Below are 16,951 nucleotides of genomic sequence, written 5' to 3'. Positions count from 1 at the left end.
CTCGCCGAGGCCGTTGGCCTTGCCGTTCGCCGAGAACGGGAACTTCGCGACCTTGATCTCGTGACCGGCGTCGCGAGCCTGCTGCTCGGTCAGGCCGAACGACGCGACCTGCGGCGAGCAGAACGTCGCACGCGGCATCATGCGATAGTCGCCGAGCGCCATCGTCTCGGCCTTGCCGATCGTCTCGGCAGCGACCACGCCCTGAGCCTCGGCGACGTGCGCGAGCTGCAGCTTCGCCGTCACGTCACCGATTGCGTAGATGTGGGGGACGTTCGTGTGCATGAAGTCGTCGATCTCGATCGCACCGCGATCGGTCAGCTTCACGCCCGTGTTCTCGAGTCCGTAGCCCTCGACGTTGGCCGCGAACCCGATCGACATCATGACCTTGTCAGAGTCGATGGACTGCGTCTCGCCGCCGCTATTGGGGGTGTAGGTCACGGTCACGTGATCGCCGTGGTCGGTGACCGACTCGACCTTGGTGGACGTCAGGATGTCGACGCCGTACTTCTTGTACTGGCGGGCGATCTCTTTCGAGACATCCGCGTCCTCGTTCGGGAGCGCCCGGTCGAGGAACTCGATGATCGTCACCTTGACGCCGAAGTTCGTCATGATGAAGGCGAACTCCATGCCGATCGCGCCGGCACCGACGATCACGATGGACTTCGGCAGGCCGCGCGTCATGATCTGCTCTTCGTACGTCACGACGTTCTCGCTCAGCTCGACGCCGGGGAGGAGGCGGACCTTCGCGCCCGTGGAGATGATCGCGTTGTCGAACGTCAGGCGCTCGGATTGACCGTCGGCCTTGGCTACGTCGATCGTGTTCGCGTCGACGAACGAACCCTTGCCCTCGTACTCGATGACCTTGTTCTTCTTCATCAAGAAGTGGATGCCCTTGACGTGCGTGTCGGCCACCTTGCGGCTGCGGTCCCACGCGGTGCCGAAGTCGAAGTGCACGTCACCCGAAATGCCGAACTGCTCGGCCTGGTGGGTGAACACGTGGGCGAGGTCGGCGTTGCGCAGGAGCGCCTTCGAGGGGATGCACCCGACGTTCAGGCACACACCGCCCCAGTACTTCTGCTCGATGATGGCTACCGAAAGACCGAGCTGAGCGCTTCGCACGGCCGCGACATATCCGCCGGGGCCAGCACCGAGAATGACGACGTCGTAGTGAGGCATACCTTCAAGCCTAGACCCCGCGCGAGGGTCCCGTGCCGGGCTCAAAACCCGTTCCGGTACCGTTCAAACTCCGCCGTTGCGGCCCCGCGCCCGTGCCATCAGGATGGCCACGACAGCGCCGCCGAGACCGACCACGACGATGCCGACGACGATCCAGATCGGGGTGAGATCGAAGCCCCCGGCATCCGTTGCATCTTCCCCTTCGGCGTCGGTCGTCGTGGGAATATCGGCGGGCACGGATGTCTCGCCGACCGAGAACGTCAGCTCACCCGAAATGGGGTGACCGTCGCTGGAGACGATGCGCCAGACGACCCTGTAGGTGCCGCGCTCGTCGGTGCCGGACAACTCCTGGATCACGCCGTTCCGATCGAGGATCGGGTCGCCCTGCTGGACCTCGGCACCCGAAGGATCGATCACGAGGACTTCGGTCGCGCCCTCGCCCTCGAGGGGATTAGCGCTGAAGCGCAGGTCGATCGCGCTCGGGCCTGTCTCGACGATCTCGCCGTCGTCGGGGGTGCTACCGATCAACTCGTCGTGCGCGAAGGCGGCGGAAGGCGCGGCGACGAAGAACGCGCACAACGCAACCAGCAACACGGCGAGGCCGGGACGTCGAATGGCGGACGGGCGTCGACGCGGCTGAGACTTCACCCTTCGAGACTAATCGAGGGTCCCTGGGCGCCGGCCGGGGTGCGGGCGAGACTGCATGGAGAAGGCGTGGCCCGTCGCGCGTGGATCCGATCGGCTAGTCTGGACCGCGAGGAGGACAGCGTGTCAGAACAGCAAGACCAGGCGCCCCCGGCCATGCGCCGCGAGGCAGAGCCGGCGCATTCCACGCCCGATACGACCCAGACGTTCGGACACGATTCCGACCTCTCGTTCGTCCCGTTCGGTTCCGAGCTCTCGCAAGCCGAACTGGACGCCATTTCGGCTCTCCCCGCGCGAGCGGCATTGCTGCTCGTCCGGTCGGGCCCGACGGCCGGTGCGCGATATCTGCTCGATTCTGAGGTCGCCACCGTGGGTCGCCACCCCGAGGCAGACATCTTCTTCGATGACGTGACCGTCTCTCGTCGCCACGCCGAAATCACGCGACGTCCCGAAGGATTCGAGCTCGTCGATCAGCGCTCGCTGAACGGCAGCTATGTCGATGGGGAGCGCGTTGATCGCGCCCTGCTCGTCAACGGTGCCGAAGTGCGGATCGGAAAGTTCCGTCTGACCTTCTTCATCTCTCCGGTCGATCTGCCGTTGCCGGCGGACGGCTGATGCCCGCGGCTCTTTCTCGAAACTCCGCGGCAGGCGCGGGACTGCTCAGTATCGGGCAGGTGCTGGCCCGGCTCACGCCGGAGTTTCCCTCCCTCACGACATCGAAGCTTCGCTTCTTGGAAGTTCAGGGCATCGTCACGCCGACCCGCACCGAGTCCGGGTACCGCAAGTTCTCTCCCGCGGACGTCGACCGGCTTCGACTGGCACTCCAGTTGCAGCGCGACCATTACCTGCCCCTGGGCGTCATCCGCGAATATCTCAGTGACCTCGATGCGGGCCGCGACCCGAGTCACCCGGGTCAGCAGCCGCCCCCCACGATCCACCCGCAGGGGCGTCGGTACCGCCGGGACGAACTGTTGCGCGCTGCCGGCGCGACGCCACAGCTCTTCAACGAGGCCGTGTCGTCGGGCATCCTTCCGGCCGCGGAGTCGTTCGGCGATCAGAGCGTCTCGTTGTTGCGAGCGATCGTTTCGCTCGACAGCCACGGCATCGAACCCCGTCACCTCCGGACGATCCGACAGAGCGCCGAGCGCGACGTCTCGTTGATCGAGCAGGCGCTGGCCCCGCTCACCCACCGCACCGACGCGCCCTCGCGTGCACGAGCGAACGAAGTGGGTCCCGAGCTCGCACGACGCCTCGATGAGGTGCGCGCCATCTTCGTGCGATCCGCGCTCACCCGGTTGCTTCCGTGACGGCTTCGACGTTCGCGACGGGTCGTCCGGCGTGTCGCGGCGGATGTCGTTGCTCGGTGACGGCGGGTGTCCTAGCGTGGGGGATGAGCCGCGAATCTGCGTCTCGGAACCCGGCGAGGAGGACGCGATGAACGCTGGCGAACTCGCCGACGAGAAGCGTTTCGACTCGGATCTGCTCTTCACGGACGGCCTTCCGGCGATGGACGACGAGGTCGGCTACAAGGGCGCGGTAGCCGCCCGGGCTGCGGGAATCACGTACCGGCAGCTCGACTACTGGGCCCGCACCGAACTGGTCGAGCCGACCGTTCGTGGCGCAAGCGGTTCCGGATCGCAGCGACTTTACGGATTCCGCGACATTCTGGTGCTCAAGCTCGTGAAGCGCCTTCTCGACACCGGGATCTCTCTGCAGCAGATTCGCACTGCGGTCGATCAGCTCCGCGCCGCGGGTATCCGCGACCTTGCGGGCACGACGCTGATGAGCGATGGAGCATCCGTCTATCTCTGCACGTCCAACGACGAGGTCATCGACCTGGTCAGCCGCGGCCAGGGTGTCTTCGGCATCGCCGTCGGCAAGGTGCTGCGCGAGGTGGAGTCGACGCTCGTCGAGTTCGGCCCGCAGACGGTCGACACGATCGACGAGCTCGCCGCTCGCCGCTCGGCCCGCACGGCCTGACCAACGCACCGGTCTGCAGGCGAGGGCGCCTCGCCATGTGACGGTGACCCGCTGCCGCCGGACAGACGATGTCCCACTTTCGCTCGGTATGAGGGCGAGTTACCGGCGGAAAATGGGACGCAAGAGCGAAAAAGTGGGACACACAGAGGGCAGACGAGGACTTTGGGTCGGCGGATCGCCCTGGCCAGCTTCTGCTGCGCGGTGCGTCGAACTCAGATGCGGGCGTCGCCCGGGACGGGGATGCGGCCGGTGCGCATGACGCGGTCGAGCAGCGCGTCGAAGTCCGCCGCGAGTTCTTGGGCGGAATCGCCGGGCCAGATGTGCAGCGGCTTTGCCGCGCCCTGCGCCTGCTGCAGCGACGTGCGCTCGGGCAGCTGGGGGGACAGGACGAGGGGGCCGAACATGTCGCGCAGCTCCTTGATGCGGAACTGGTGCTCGATCGACTGCGGGCGCACCCGGTTGACGACGATGCCGAGGGGCTGCAGTCGCGGTGAGAGACCGCGACGGATCTCTTCGATCGCACGCAGCGCGCGATCAGCGGCGGCGACCGAGAACAGGCCCGGTTCGGAGACGACGATGACCCGGTCGCTGGCCGCCCACGCGGTTCGCGTCAGGGCGTTCAGCGAGGGGGCGCAATCGACGAGGACGAGGTCGTAGTCGGCCTCGATCGTCGCAAGCGCCTCTTCGAGCTTCCAGACGTCGCGCACGCTCGGGTGCGGACCGTCGAAGTTGATGGCCGAGGGGCTGCCGATGAGCACATCGATCGTGCCGGGGTGGACCTTTGCCCACCCGCTCGACGTGATCGCCTGGCGGACGACCTTTTCTTTCGGGTTTCCGAGTACGTCGGCGACGTTGAGTCGGCCGGCCACCTGGATATCCATGCCGGTCGAGACATCCGACTGCGGGTCGAGGTCGACGACGAGGGTTCGGACGCCCCGAGCAAATGCCGCGGAGGCAAGCCCGAGCGTCACGGTGGTCTTTCCGACCCCGCCCTTGAGGGAACTGACGCTGAGTACGTGCACAATCGTCTACGTTACCGTCCCCTAGGCTGTGGAACACACTCAGGTCGACGCGCCGAAGCTGTGAGGTGTCATGTTCCGCAAGATCCTTGTCGCAAATCGTGGTGAGATCGCCATCCGCGCTTTTCGGGCCGCCTATGAAGTGGGCGCTCGCACGGTTGCTGTCTTTCCCTACGAGGATCGCAACTCGCTCCACCGGCTGAAGGCCGATGAGGCGTACGAAATCGGCGAGCGGGGTCACCCGGTGCGCGCCTATCTCGACGTCGACGAGATCATCCGCGTCGCCCTCGAGAGTGGTTGCGACGCGATCTATCCCGGCTACGGATTCCTGTCCGAGAATCCGGACCTTGCCGAGCGCGCCAGCGCCAACGGCATCGCGTTCATCGGACCGCCCGCGCGGGTGCTCGAGATGGCCGGTAACAAGGTCACGGCCAAGCATCACGCCATCGCCGCCGGGGTGCCCGTGCTCGCCTCGACTGAGGCGTCCGCGGACGTCGATGAGCTGCTCGCGCAGGCCGACGGCATCGGTTTTCCGCTCTTCGCCAAGGCGGTCGCCGGCGGCGGGGGACGCGGGATGCGCCGGGTCGAGAGCAAGGGCGAGCTCGCTCCCGCCCTGGCCGAGGCGATGCGCGAGGCCGACAGCGCGTTCGGCGACCCGCGCATGTTCCTCGAGCAGGCGGTCGTCCGCCCGCGTCACATCGAGGTGCAGATTCTCGCCGACGCGGAGGGGCACACCGTCCATCTCTTCGAGCGCGACTGCTCTGTGCAGCGACGGCACCAGAAGGTCATCGAGATCGCGCCCGCGCCGAACCTCGACGACGACCTGCGCCAGCAGCTGCACAAGGACGCCGTGGCCTTCGCCGAGTCGATCGGCTACGTCAACGCCGGTACGGTCGAGTTTCTCGTGGACACCGAGGGGGAACGCGCCGGAAAGCACGTCTTCATCGAGATGAACCCGCGCATCCAGGTCGAGCACACGGTCACCGAAGAGGTGACGGATGTCGATCTCGTCCAGTCGCAGATGCGCATCGCCGCGGGCGAGACGCTCGCCGAGCTCGGCCTCGAGCAGCAGGACATTCGCCTGCGGGGCGCGGCGCTGCAGTGCCGCATCACGACCGAGGACCCGACGCAGGGATTCCGCCCCGACACGGGCAAGATCACGACGTACCGTTCTCCCGGTGGCGCCGGCATTCGCCTCGACGGTGGAACGACCGCGGCCGGTTCGCAGGTCAGCCCTCACTTCGACTCGATGCTTGCGAAGCTCACGTGCCGTGGGCGCGACTTCCCGGCCGCCGTCGCGCGGGCGCGGCGTGCCCTGGCAGAGTTCCGCATCCGTGGCGTCTCGACGAACATTCCCTTCCTGCAAGCCGTGCTCGATGACCCGTCGTTCGTTGCGGGAGACATCGCGACGTCGTTCATCGACGAGCGTCCCCAGCTGCTGCGGGGACGGGAGTCGAAGGACCGCGGGACGCGCCTGCTGAACTGGCTCGTCGATGTGACGGTCAACAAGCCGAACGGCGAAAATCCGCTCTCGATCGACCCGGCGATGAAGCTGCCGAAGGTCGACCTGAGTGCGCCCGCACCGGACGGTGGACGCCAGCGCCTGCTCGAACTCGGGCCCACCGGGTTCGCTCGCGCGCTCCGCGAGCAGAAGCCGCTCGCCGTGACCGACACGACCTTCCGCGACGCGCACCAGTCGCTGCTGGCGACCCGTGTCCGCACGCGTGACCTCATCGCGGTCGCCCCCTACGTAGCGCGCCTGACTCCGGGCCTGTTCTCGGTCGAGGCGTGGGGCGGGGCCACCTACGACGTCGCGCTGCGCTTCCTCGGCGAGGACCCCTGGGAGCGCCTGGAGCGTCTGCGCGAGGCGCTGCCCAACATCCCCATTCAGATGCTGCTGCGCGGCCGCAACACGGTGGGCTACACGCCGTACCCGACCGAGGTGACCGACGCGTTCGTGCGCGAGGCGGCCGCGACGGGTGTCGACATCTTCCGCATTTTCGATGCGCTCAACGATGTTGCGCAGATGCGTCCCGCGATCGATGCCGTGCTAGCGACGGGTTCGACGGTCGCCGAAGTGGCCGTCTGTTACACGGGCGACCTGCTGAACCCGAAAGAAGATCTGTACACGCTCGACTACTACCTGCGTCTCGCCGAGCAGATCGTCGATGCGGGTGCCCATGTGCTCGCGATCAAGGACATGGCCGGGCTCCTGCGTCCCGAGGCCGCATCGCGACTCGTGTCGGCCCTGCGTGCGCGCTTCGACCTGCCGGTCCACGTGCACACACACGACACACCGGGTGGACAGCTTGCGACGCTCCTCGCCGCGAGTGCGGCGGGCGCGGACGCGGTGGATGCGGCATCCGCACCCATGGCGGGAACCACCAGCCAGCCGTCCCTCTCGTCTCTCGTAGCCGCCCTCGCCCACACCGAGCGCGACACGGGGCTCGACCTCGACGCCGTCGCGGACCTCGAGCCCTACTGGGAGGCCGTGCGGCACCTGTATGCCCCGTTCGAGTCCGGCCTGCCGGGCCCCACAGGCCGGGTCTACCGTCACGAGATTCCGGGAGGGCAACTGTCGAACCTGCGTCAGCAGGCGATCGCGCTCGGATTGGCGGATGACTTCGAGCTGATCGAGGACATGTACGCGGCGGCCAACGGCATCCTCGGGCGCATTCCGAAGGTGACCCCGTCGTCGAAGGTCGTCGGCGACCTCGCCCTGCACCTCGCGGCCGTCAAGGCCGACCCCGCCGACTTCGAAGCGAATCCGCAGAACTACGACATCCCGGATTCCGTCGTCGGATTCATGGCGGGCGAGCTGGGAGATCTGCCGGGCGGATGGCCCGAACCATTCCGCACAGCCGTGCTGGCCGGGCGCACCGTGAAGATCGAGGTTGAACCGTTGGCTCCGGCCGACTCCGAAGCGCTCGCGGGCGATGCCGTCGCGCGCCGCGAAGCGCTCAACAGACTGCTGTTCCCGGTGCCGACTCGGCAGTTCGCTCAGGTCCGCGAGGTCTTCGGGGATGTGTCGCTGCTGGACACCTCCGACTACCTCTACGGTCTCGTGCCGGGCGAGGAGCACGCGGTCGAGATCCAGCGGGGCGTGCGGCTGCTGGTCGGGCTCGAGGCGATCGGCGAGGCCGACGACAAGGGCATGCGCACGGTCATGACGACGCTGAACGGTCAACTGCGTCCCGTTTTCGTGCGGGACCGGAGCATTGCCGTCGAGGCTCGACAAGCCGAGAAGGCTGACACGACGAAGCCCGGTCAGATCGCTGCGCCATTCTCCGGAGTGGTCACGCTCAAGACATCCGTCGGTGACGCGATCCACGCGGGGGAGGCGGTCGCCTCGATCGAGGCGATGAAGATGGAAGCGGCGATCACGTCGCCCGTCGACGGCGTGATCGAGCGCCTCGCGATCGGCGCGACCCAGCAGGTCGAGGCTGGTGACCTTTTGGTCGTGGTGCGTCCGGCGCACTAATCTGGGGCAAGTCCCACCCCCCAACTGCAAGGTCCGGAGTTCCAGTGACGCCTCACGGCAAAGATCCGAGCGCCGACGACGACCCGGACAACGGGATCCTCGACGACGTACCCTCGGTCGAGACGTCGGGCATCGGTCTGATGGGCATGCAGACGGCACATGTCAACATCGCTCTTCCCTCAGAAGAGGAGGATGACGACGACGACGTCGTCGAGGGCGACATCGCCTTCGAGGGCGGATTCGTCACGATCGAGCTGCCCGCAATGGCTGCCGCCGAGGGTGACGATCTCGCCGAAGACGGTGACGCCGACGCGAATGAGGGTGCGGCGATCGAGGCCACCGCGGCCGACGAAGAATCCACCGGCGACGACGAATCCACTGCAGACGATCTCTCCGGCGCGGAGGTTGTTGTCGAAGAGCTGGCATCTGAAGAGCGTGCAACCCAGGACCTCGCGCCCGAAGATCTCGCTACCGAGAGCCTCGCGTCTGCAGATCTCGCGGTTGCCGATACCTACGTCGAAGACGCCGAAACAGATGACGTTCCTGTGGATGAGGTGGAGCTGACCGGCTTCGAGCCGACCGGGTTCGAACCGACCCCCGCGGCGTCAGAACCCGTAGCGTCGGAAACCCACGCGTCGGATGCCGATGACGTGGACGATGAGTATCTCGAAGCACCGGTTGACGACGCACCGGACGAGAAGGAGACGACGATGAACGATGAGACCGATCGGGCTGCACAGCCCGCCGAGCGGCGCGAGGTCGCTCGCGCCACGCAGGCCGAGGCGCCCGTGCTGGTCTCACGGAGGATCGGCGACCTCGCGGATGTCGCCGAGCGTGAGACATCCGATCTGCTGACCGCCGACCGCCTGCTCGACCCGGCGCAGGTCACGCGACCCGAGCCCGAGGGCGTTTGGCAGCACCTGCTGTATTCGGTGTCCGGCGGCAAACTGAACATCGGTGACAGCAAGCGCGCCCGCGCGCGCAAGGCGATGGATCGCCGGATCGCGGCCCCCCTGCCCGGCGGCGGGGCACGCTTCGTCGCGATCGTTTCGCGCAAGGGCGGTGTCGGGAAGACGACCATCACCACGCTGCTCGGACAGGCCCTCGCCGACGCGCGCGACGACCGCGTCATCGCTGTCGACGCCAACCCCGATCGGGGTACGCTCGCCGAGCGGATCGCGCGAAGGAGTGGGCGAACGGTCCGCGATCTGGTGCGCGAGCGCGAAAACCTCCGCGGATACAACGACGTCTCGGCCATCGTCGCCCGCGACGAGACCCGCCTCGACGTGCTCGCATCCGATACCGATCCGCGAATCGCCGAGGCTTTCAGCGGCGACGAGTATCGCGCGGTCGCCGAAGTCGCGGCCCACTACTACTCGGTCGTGCTGACCGATACGGGCACCGGCATCGTGCACTCGGTTATGGGCGCCACACTCGAGCGCGCCGACCGGCTGGTCGTCGTCGCGGGTCAGAGCATCGACGAAGCGCGACTGGCATCCGAGACGCTCACGTGGCTCGAGGCGAACGGCTACGAGGATCACGTGCGGAGCGCGATCGTCGTGCTCAACATGTCATCGCCCGGAACCCCGCCCGTGCGCCAAGACGAGCTCGAGGCGCACTTCCGTACCCGCGTGCGCGATGTGCTCCGTGTTCCGTATGACCCGCAGCTCGCTACCGGAGGCGCCATCGTCTTCCGCGACCTGCAGCCCGCGACCCGGGCGGCGGCTCGTGAGCTCGCCGCGAAGGTCGTCGAGGGCCTCCAGTCCGTGTCGACGGCGGCCTGACGCACTATGGCTGTGCGTGACATCCGTCTCTTCGGCGATCCCGTGCTGAAGTCGCGCTCGAGCGAGATCGGCGAAATCGACGAAAGCGTGCGCGCGCTCGTCCGAGACCTGCTCGACACGGTCGAGCCGCCGGGGCGTGCCGGGGTCGCTGCCCCGCAGATCGGCGTGGGTCTGCGCGCCTTCAGCTACAACATCGACGGTGATATCGGATATGTCTTGAACCCCGTTCTCGTCGAGGTTCGCGGCGAGCCGGAGCCGGTGGACGAGGGATGCCTCTCGGTTCCGGGACTGTGGCATCCGGCGCTGCGGTACCCGTGGGCGCGCGTGGAGGGTATCGACGTCGACGGCGAGCCCGTCGTGCTCGAGGGCGAGGGGCTGCTCGCCCAGGCACTCCAGCACGAGACCGACCACCTCGACGGCACGCTGTACCTCGATCGACTCACCCCGGAGCGTCGCCGATTGGCGATGCGCGAGGTGCGCGAGTCATCCTGGTTCTAGGCAGTCGTCTCGACGGTTCAGTGACCGTGAGGCCGTCGTTTCGACTCGCCTGCGGCTCGCTCAACGACCGGGGGATCGTTCGTTGAGCGAGCGCAGCGAGTCGAAATGCGCTACGGCATCGTGAGATTCGTCGTTGCGACCGGCTCGCGGTAGAGCTCGGCGATGTCGTCCGCAAAATCTCCGACGATGACGTTGCGCTTGATCGACATCTTCGGCGTGAGGTGCCCGCTTGCCTCGGTCCACTCGCTCTCGAGGATCGTGAACTTGCGGATCGACTCTGCACGAGACACATGGGTGTTGGCCGTATCGATCGCCCGCTGCACCTCAGCACGCACGGCATCATGCTGAGCAGCTTCGGCAAGGGTCATCGTGCCGTGGCCGTTGTTCGCGAGCCATGTCGGCAGCATCTCGGAATCGAGCGTGACGAGGGCCGCGATGAAGGGCTTCTGGTCGCCGACGACGACGACCTGTCCGACGATCGGGTTGGCGCGGATCGGGTCCTCGAGCGCGGCGGGAGCGACGTTCTTGCCTCCCGCGGTCACGATAATCTCTTTCTTACGTCCTGTGATCGTCAGGAAGCCCTCGTCATCGAACGTTCCGATGTCGCCGGTCGTGAACCACTCACCGTCGAACGCCGCGGCGGTCGCCTCGGGGTTGCGCCAGTACTCCTTGAACACGTTGATGCCGCGCACCTCGACCTCGCCGTCCTCGGCGAGGCGGACTCCGACGCCGGGCAGGACGGGGCCGACGGTGCCGATCTTCGACTTGGTCGCGAGGTTCACGGTCGCCGGGGCGGTGGTCTCGGTCAGGCCGTAGCCCTCGAGGATCACGATGCCGAGGCTGTGGAAGAAGTGGCCGAGTCGCGGTCCGAGGGGGGCCGAACCGGAGACGGCGTACTGGATGCGTCCACCCATGGCAGCCCGCAGCTTGCTGTAGACGAGCCGGTCGAACAGCGCGAACTTGATCTTCAGCCCGAGCGGGATCTTCTTCCCGTCCTGCAGGAGCTTCGAGTGCTCGATCGCGGCGTCCGCGGCGGCGCGGAAGATCTTGCCCTTGCCGCCGGCCTCGGCCTTCTGCTCGGACGAGTTGTAGACCTTCTCGAACACGCGCGGAACGGCGAGCAGGAACGTCGGCTTGAACGAGCCGAGCGCGGGCAAGAGCTGCTTCGTGTCGGGCTGGTGCCCCGTCTTCACGCCCGCGTGCACATCGAGGATGGAGATGAAACGCGCGAAAACGTGCGCCGTGGTGATGAAGAGGAGCGTGGACGCGCCGGGCGTCTGCACGACCTCTTTCAGCGCGACGGCTGAGTTGCGCGACAACTCGACGAAATTGCTGTGCGTGAGCACGCATCCCTTCGGTCGTCCCGTCGAACCCGAGGTGTAGATGAGGGTCGCGATGTCCGACCCCTGCGCGATACCGCGGCGGCGTTCGATCTCGGAGTCGGGGACCGATGCTCCCAGCTCAGTCAGCTTGTCGATCGCCCCGAGGGCGAGTTGCCAGACCTCGCGGATCAGGGGAAGGTCGCCGCGGACCTCGTCGAGACGAGCGGCATGGTCGGCAGCTTCAACGATGCAGACCACGGCACCCGAGTCCTCGAGGATCCACTGGATCTGGTGAGGAGAACTCGTCTCGTAGATCGGAACCATGACGGCGCCCGCGTAGAACAACGCGAAGTCGACCAGGGTCCACTCGTACGTCGTGCGTGCGAGGAATCCGACCTTGTCGCCGGGTTCGATCCCGGACGCGGCGAATCCCTTGGCGAGGGCGATCACCTGACGGCGGAACTCCGCCGCGGTGATGTCTCGCCACCCCTCGCCCTGCGGCACGGCGAAGAGCGCGAGATCGGGCGTTGCCGCGACGCGATCTTCGAGCAGGTGGGTCACATTGGCTTTCGGGTCCGCGGGAACAATTGCGGGGACCTCGAATTGGACGGCACTCATTATCGGCAGCTCCTTTGGCACCGGGGTGTTGTCGGCTTCAGGCTGAGTCTACCCTCTGGTGATACTCGGTCTCAGGGATTCGAGACCCGGTTCGCGGGCGTGTGCGCGGCTAGACTGCACGAGGCCGTCCGTGGCCGCACGAGGTCGCGAAGGGGTGTGGGAGTGCTTTCGATCGGCATCGACATCGGCGGAACCAAGATCGCCGGGGGAGTGGTCGATGGATCGGGCGCGATCACGCGCGCGCTCCGCGTCGACACCCCCGAGAGCCCGCGCGACATCGAGGTGGCCGTAGCCGCGATGATCCGCGAGTTGCGTTCCGACTCCGCCATCAGAGCGGTCGGCGTGGCAGCCGCGGGATTCATGAATCGCGAACGCACGATCATGCGCTTCTCGCCGAACATCGCGTGGCGTGACGAACCCCTGCGCGATCGGATCGCCGAGCTCGCGGGGGTCCCGATCGTGCTCGAGAACGACGCGGATGCCGCCGGTTGGGCCGAGTATCGCTTCGGCGCCGGTCGCGGTCGCGGTTCGGTGGCGATGATCACTCTCGGGACGGGCGTCGGTGGCGCGATCATCACGGACGGTGAGCTATCGCGCGGCGGCTTGGGGATCGGCGGCGAGCTGGGACATGCGCGCCTCATCCCGAACGGGTTGCCCTGCGGGTGCGGCCGGAGCGGATGCCTCGAGCAGTACGCATCCGGACATGCCTTGCGCCGTATCGCCGGCGAGATCGCCGAGTCCGAGGCATCCGGAATCGGGGCGGCCCTCGCCGCGCGTCGGGGCGCCGATGGGCAGATCCCCGGAGCGGCGATCGCCGACCTCGTGCGCGTCGACGACCCGGGGGCTCTGGAAGCCGTGCATCGCGTCGCCGTCTCGCTCGGCGAGGCGTGTGGCAGTTTCGCCGCCATTCTCGATCCCGAGATCTTCGTGATCGGCGGGGGAGTATCGATGCTCGGCGAACGGCTCCTCGGGCCCGTGCGCGAGGCATTCCGTTCGGCCCTGCCCGCTGCCAACCACCGGACGCTCGCCGAGTTCGCGATCGCCGAGCTGACCAACGATGCGGGCGTGATCGGGGTCGCCGACCTCGCTCGCCGTGCAGACAACCGGGACGGTGAGTGAGCGGTGTTCTACTGGCTGATGAAGTACATCGTGATCGGGCCGCTCCTGAAGGCGATCTTCCGCCCCTGGATCGTCGGGCGTCGCAACATCCCGGTCGAGGGCGGTGCGATCCTCGCGAGCAACCACCTGTCCTTCGCCGACTCGGTGTTCCTACCGCTCATGATCGACCGGCAGATGTCATTCCTGGCCAAGAGCGACTACTTCACGGGACGTGGCATCCGCGGCTGGGCGACGCGGGTGTTCTTCAAGGCCACGGGTCAGATTCCGATCGATCGCTCGGGCGGCAAGGCATCCGAAGCATCCCTGAACACCGGGCTCTCGGTGCTTGCGAACGACGATCTCCTCGGCATCTATCCCGAGGGCACACGCAGTCCCGACGGGCGGCTGTACCGCGGCCGCACCGGTATCGCGCGCATGGCTCTCGAGGCGCGCGTGCCCGTCATTCCCGTCGTGATGGTCGACACCGACACGATCATGCCGATCGGAAAACGGATGCCGCGTATCGGCCGTGTTGGCGTGGTCATCGGCGAACCGCTCGACTTCTCCCGCTTTGCGGGGCTCGAGGGCGATCGCTACGTGCTGCGGTCCGTCACGGACGAGATCATGGTCGCGCTTCAGCGGCTGGGCGAGCAGTACTACGAGGACGTCTACGCCTCGACGGTCAAGGACCGCCTCGCCGCCCGACGCTGAGCGTCGCTCCCGCGCACGGTGACGCGGATCCCGCAGCGGTCCGGGGCAGGTTGCCGCGGCATCCTGAGCGTGTGCCACACGGATAGACTGAGCGGATGCTTCAGCAGCTTGACCCCCTCGATCACTGGCGGACCCTGCCCATCAAACAGCAGCCGCAGTGGCGCGACGCCGATGCCGTCGCCGCTGTCTCGGCCGAGATCGCAACGCTTCCGCCGCTCGTCTTCGCGGGAGAGGTCGACATCCTGCGCGACCGCCTCGCGCGTGCCGCCTCCGGCAATGCGTTCTTGCTGCAGGGCGGTGACTGCGCCGAGACCTTCGCGGGTGCGACGGCCGAGCAGATCCGCAACCGCATCAAGACGGTGCTGCAGATGGCGGTCGTGCTGACCTACGGCGCGTCGATGCCGGTCGTGAAGATGGGTCGCATGGCGGGTCAGTTCGCCAAGCCGCGCTCGAGCGACACCGAGACGCGCGGCGAGGTCACGCTCCCGGCCTACCGCGGGGACATCGTCAACGGGTACGACTTCACGGAGGCATCCCGTCAGCCGGACCCGGCACGCCTGCTCAAGGGCTACCACACGGCCGCCTCGACGCTGAACCTCATCCGTGCATTCACGCAGGGTGGTTTCGCCGACCTGCGCGAGGTGCACAGCTGGAACAAGGGCTTCGCCGAGAACCCGGCCAACCAGCGCTACGAGCGCATCGCGGGCGAGATCGACCGCGCGATCAAGTTCATGGAGGCCGCGGGCGCCGACTTCGACGACCTGCGCCGCGTCGAGTTCTACACGGGCCACGAGGGCTTGCTCATGGACTACGAGCGCCCCATGACGCGTATCGACTCGCGCACCGGAACGCCGTACAACACCTCGGCGCACTTCGTGTGGATCGGCGAGCGCACGCGCGACCTCGACGGCGCGCACATCGATTACTTCTCGAAGATCCGCAACCCGATCGGTGTGAAGCTCGGGCCCACGACGTCCCCCGAGACCGTGCTCGAGCTGATCGACAAGCTCGATCCCGAGCGCGAGCCCGGACGCCTGACGTTCATCACCCGCATGGGTGCAGGCAAGATCCGCGACGCCCTGCCGCCGCTGCTCGAGGCCGTCCGCGATTCGGGCGCCACCCCGCTGTGGGTCACGGACCCGATGCACGGCAACGGCATCACGACGCCGACCGGCTACAAGACGCGTCGCTTCGATGACGTCGTGGACGAGGTGCGCGGATTCTTCGACGCCCACCGCGCCGTCGGCACGTTCCCGGGTGGCATCCACGTCGAGCTCACGGGCGACGACGTGACCGAGTGCCTGGGCGGCTCCGAGATGATCGACGAGGCGACCCTGGCCACGCGTTACGAGAGCCTGTGCGACCCGCGCCTGAACCACATGCAGAGCCTCGAGCTCGCCTTCCTCGTGGCCGAGGAGCTTGAGAAGCGCTGACCCCTGGTCCCCGCGGCGCGCGAAACTTCGCTTGTGTCACGTTTTTGGGCACATTTTGTGACATAGCTGAAGTCTCGCGCGCGATGGCGCCCGCGTTGTGGAGAACTTGGGAGCGCAAGCGGGCAGGTCGGCCATTCTCAGGAGATGCTGCGCCCACGTTCGCTTCCGGAAGGCCTCGCGCGTGGGCCATTCTCGTACGCTGAAGCCGTGCTCGCCGAGGTACCGAGAAGTCGGCTGCGGGCGAGCGATCTTCTTCGACCCCACCGCGGACTATACGTCCCAGCAAGAAGCTCACGCGATGTGCTTGAGCGGAGCGAGCATCTGCGCCCCCTCCTCGGGACCGATCAGCTGTTCAGCCACCTCACGGCGGCTCGGATCTGGGGGATGCCGCTGCCCTCGCGCGAGCTTGAGGATGAACCGTTGCACGTGCTCTCGATCGCCGATTCGGCACCGATGCGACGTGAAGGTGTCGTCGGCTGGGAGACCGAGGACGCGGACGTCCCGCATGGCATGCAGGACAAGATTCCCCTTGTCGCTCCCGCCGAGGTCTGGACGCAACTCGCGGTACCTGGTTCCCTCGGGCGGGATCCCCTCACCGGGCACCGGCGGAGTCTGTCTGCAGATTGGCTGGTCGCCGTCGGGGACTACCTCGTGAGCGGGCCGCGAAGCTACGGCAGGCGGTATCCGCTCTGCACGATGGCTGATCTTCGAGCGGCGCTCGCCCGCCACCGGAGCAAGCGCGGGGCGAAGGCTCTCACGCTCGCGATCGGTCAGATTCGCCGCCCGGTGGATTCGTCGCAAGAGACATTCCTGCGCCTGGGGCTCGTGGCGCACGGGCTGCCCGAACCAGAGGTACAGTTCCCCGTGATGACCGTCGAGGGTCTCCGCCACGCGGATCTCGGATATCGCGAGGCGCGCGTGCTTCTGGAGTACCAGGGCGATCATCACCGGCTCGACCGCAGTCAGTGGCTCGAGGATCTGCGGCGTGTGCAGTTGTTCCAGGACGCCGGGTTTCGCCCCATCCTCGTCGGTGCCAACGACCTCGGCCCCGGTCTGCCCGCACTGGCTGCCCGCGTCCGCCGAGCCCTCAGCGTCTGACCCGAAGCGCGAGACTTCAGCTATGTCACGTTTCTGGCTCAGGAAAGAGACATAGGTGAAGTCTCGCGCGCTGTCGTTCGGTAGGGTG

At 67.1% G+C, this 16,951-nt stretch carries 13 protein-coding genes and 1 pseudogene (1 of these 14 only partly in view); 10 read left to right on the top strand and 4 right to left on the bottom strand.

The window, feature by feature from the left end; translation table 11 throughout:
- Together lpdA and MIC448_RS04160 are read right to left on the bottom strand one after the other, a co-directional pair.
- Positions 1-1,176: pseudogene (gene lpdA / locus MIC448_RS04165) on the bottom strand (dihydrolipoyl dehydrogenase); it reaches 227 nt to the left of the window's first position.
- 63 nt (positions 1,177-1,239) lie between these two features.
- Positions 1,240-1,824, bottom strand: a complete 585-nt coding sequence (locus MIC448_RS04160) for a copper resistance CopC family protein (protein ID WP_081766172.1) — start codon at positions 1,822-1,824, stop codon at positions 1,240-1,242.
- Between the two features lie 153 nt (positions 1,825-1,977).
- On the opposite strand from MIC448_RS04160, the gene MIC448_RS04155 reads away from it, so the two are divergent.
- The 3 genes from MIC448_RS04155 (at position 1,978) to MIC448_RS04145 (ending at position 3,801) form a co-directional block, all read left to right on the top strand.
- Positions 1,978-2,436 carry an FHA domain-containing protein gene (locus tag MIC448_RS04155; protein WP_036296485.1) on the top strand — a complete coding sequence of 153 codons (459 nt, stop codon included), beginning with the start codon at positions 1,978-1,980 and terminating at the stop codon, positions 2,434-2,436.
- Positions 2,436-3,128: a MerR family transcriptional regulator gene (locus MIC448_RS04150; RefSeq protein ID WP_036296462.1), complete on the top strand. Its 693-nt coding sequence runs from the start codon at positions 2,436-2,438 to the stop codon at positions 3,126-3,128. Before MIC448_RS04155 ends, MIC448_RS04150 begins: the two co-directional genes overlap by 1 nt.
- A 127-nt stretch (positions 3,129-3,255) precedes the next feature.
- Positions 3,256-3,801 carry a MerR family transcriptional regulator gene (locus tag MIC448_RS04145; protein ID WP_036296483.1) on the top strand — a complete coding sequence of 182 codons (546 nt, stop codon included), beginning with the start codon at positions 3,256-3,258 and terminating at the stop codon, positions 3,799-3,801.
- A 212-nt stretch (positions 3,802-4,013) separates the two neighbouring features.
- Here MIC448_RS04145 and MIC448_RS04140 read toward each other — a convergent pair whose 3' ends face one another.
- Positions 4,014-4,823, bottom strand: a complete 810-nt coding sequence (locus tag MIC448_RS04140) for a ParA family protein (RefSeq protein ID WP_036296460.1) — start codon at positions 4,821-4,823, stop codon at positions 4,014-4,016.
- 70 nt (positions 4,824-4,893) lie between these two features.
- On the opposite strand from MIC448_RS04140, the gene MIC448_RS04135 reads away from it, so the two are divergent.
- The 3 genes from MIC448_RS04135 to MIC448_RS04125 are packed head-to-tail and all read left to right on the top strand — an operon-like array spanning position 4,894 to position 10,583.
- Positions 4,894-8,301 carry a pyruvate carboxylase gene (locus MIC448_RS04135; RefSeq protein ID WP_036296458.1) on the top strand — a complete coding sequence of 1,136 codons (3,408 nt, stop codon included), beginning with the start codon at positions 4,894-4,896 and terminating at the stop codon, positions 8,299-8,301.
- A gap of 44 nt (positions 8,302-8,345) precedes the next feature.
- A complete protein-coding gene (locus tag MIC448_RS04130; RefSeq protein WP_036296457.1) occupies positions 8,346-10,085 on the top strand; it encodes a MinD/ParA family protein in 1,740 nt (579 codons plus the stop codon).
- A 6-nt stretch (positions 10,086-10,091) separates the two neighbouring features.
- Positions 10,092-10,583 carry a peptide deformylase gene (locus tag MIC448_RS04125; RefSeq protein ID WP_036296455.1) on the top strand — a complete coding sequence of 164 codons (492 nt, stop codon included), beginning with the start codon at positions 10,092-10,094 and terminating at the stop codon, positions 10,581-10,583.
- A gap of 110 nt (positions 10,584-10,693) precedes the next feature.
- Here MIC448_RS04125 and MIC448_RS04120 read toward each other — a convergent pair whose 3' ends face one another.
- Entirely contained in the window at positions 10,694-12,523 is a 1,830-nt protein-coding gene (locus MIC448_RS04120; protein ID WP_036296454.1) for a long-chain fatty acid--CoA ligase, read from the bottom strand.
- A 162-nt stretch (positions 12,524-12,685) separates the two neighbouring features.
- Between MIC448_RS04120 and MIC448_RS04115 the strand changes: the two genes are divergently transcribed.
- The 4 genes from MIC448_RS04115 (at position 12,686) to MIC448_RS04100 (ending at position 16,863) form a co-directional block, all read left to right on the top strand.
- Positions 12,686-13,642: an ROK family glucokinase gene (locus MIC448_RS04115; RefSeq protein ID WP_036296452.1), complete on the top strand. Its 957-nt coding sequence runs from the start codon at positions 12,686-12,688 to the stop codon at positions 13,640-13,642.
- Positions 13,643-13,645: 3 nt separating this feature from the next.
- On the top strand, positions 13,646-14,332 hold the full coding sequence (locus MIC448_RS04110) for a 1-acyl-sn-glycerol-3-phosphate acyltransferase (protein WP_036296450.1): 687 nt from the start codon (positions 13,646-13,648) through the stop codon (positions 14,330-14,332).
- Positions 14,333-14,427: 95 nt separating this feature from the next.
- Positions 14,428-15,765, top strand: coding sequence for a class II 3-deoxy-7-phosphoheptulonate synthase (locus MIC448_RS04105; RefSeq protein WP_036296448.1), 1,338 nt, complete (start codon positions 14,428-14,430; stop codon positions 15,763-15,765).
- 300 nt (positions 15,766-16,065) lie between these two features.
- Entirely contained in the window at positions 16,066-16,863 is a 798-nt protein-coding gene (locus MIC448_RS04100; RefSeq protein WP_051513104.1) for a hypothetical protein, read from the top strand.
- Positions 16,864-16,951: the final 88 nt, after the last annotated feature.

Origin of the sequence: Microbacterium sp. C448 (assembly GCF_000582705.2) — a bacterium.
GTDB lineage: Bacteria > Actinomycetota > Actinomycetes > Actinomycetales > Microbacteriaceae > Microbacterium > Microbacterium lacus_A.
Note: the sequence above shows the minus strand (reverse complement) of the source record. Positions and strands in the feature narration are given on the sequence as shown.

Excerpts from the sequence above, each read along its gene's own strand:
- MIC448_RS04150 (WP_036296462.1), top strand. The coding sequence starts at position 2,436 with ATGCCCGCGGCTCTTTCTCGAAACTCCGCGGCAGGCGCGGGACTGCTC.
- MIC448_RS04125 (WP_036296455.1), top strand. The coding sequence starts at position 10,092 with ATGGCTGTGCGTGACATCCGTCTCTTCGGCGATCCCGTGCTGAAGTCG.
- MIC448_RS04155 (WP_036296485.1), top strand. The coding sequence starts at position 1,978 with ATGCGCCGCGAGGCAGAGCCGGCGCATTCCACGCCCGATACGACCCAG.
- MIC448_RS04105 (WP_036296448.1), top strand. The coding sequence starts at position 14,428 with ATGCTTCAGCAGCTTGACCCCCTCGATCACTGGCGGACCCTGCCCATC.
- MIC448_RS04120 (WP_036296454.1), bottom strand. The coding sequence starts at position 12,523 with ATGAGTGCCGTCCAATTCGAGGTCCCCGCAATTGTTCCCGCGGACCCG.
- MIC448_RS04135 (WP_036296458.1), top strand. The coding sequence starts at position 4,894 with ATGTTCCGCAAGATCCTTGTCGCAAATCGTGGTGAGATCGCCATCCGC.
- MIC448_RS04145 (WP_036296483.1), top strand. The coding sequence starts at position 3,256 with ATGAACGCTGGCGAACTCGCCGACGAGAAGCGTTTCGACTCGGATCTG.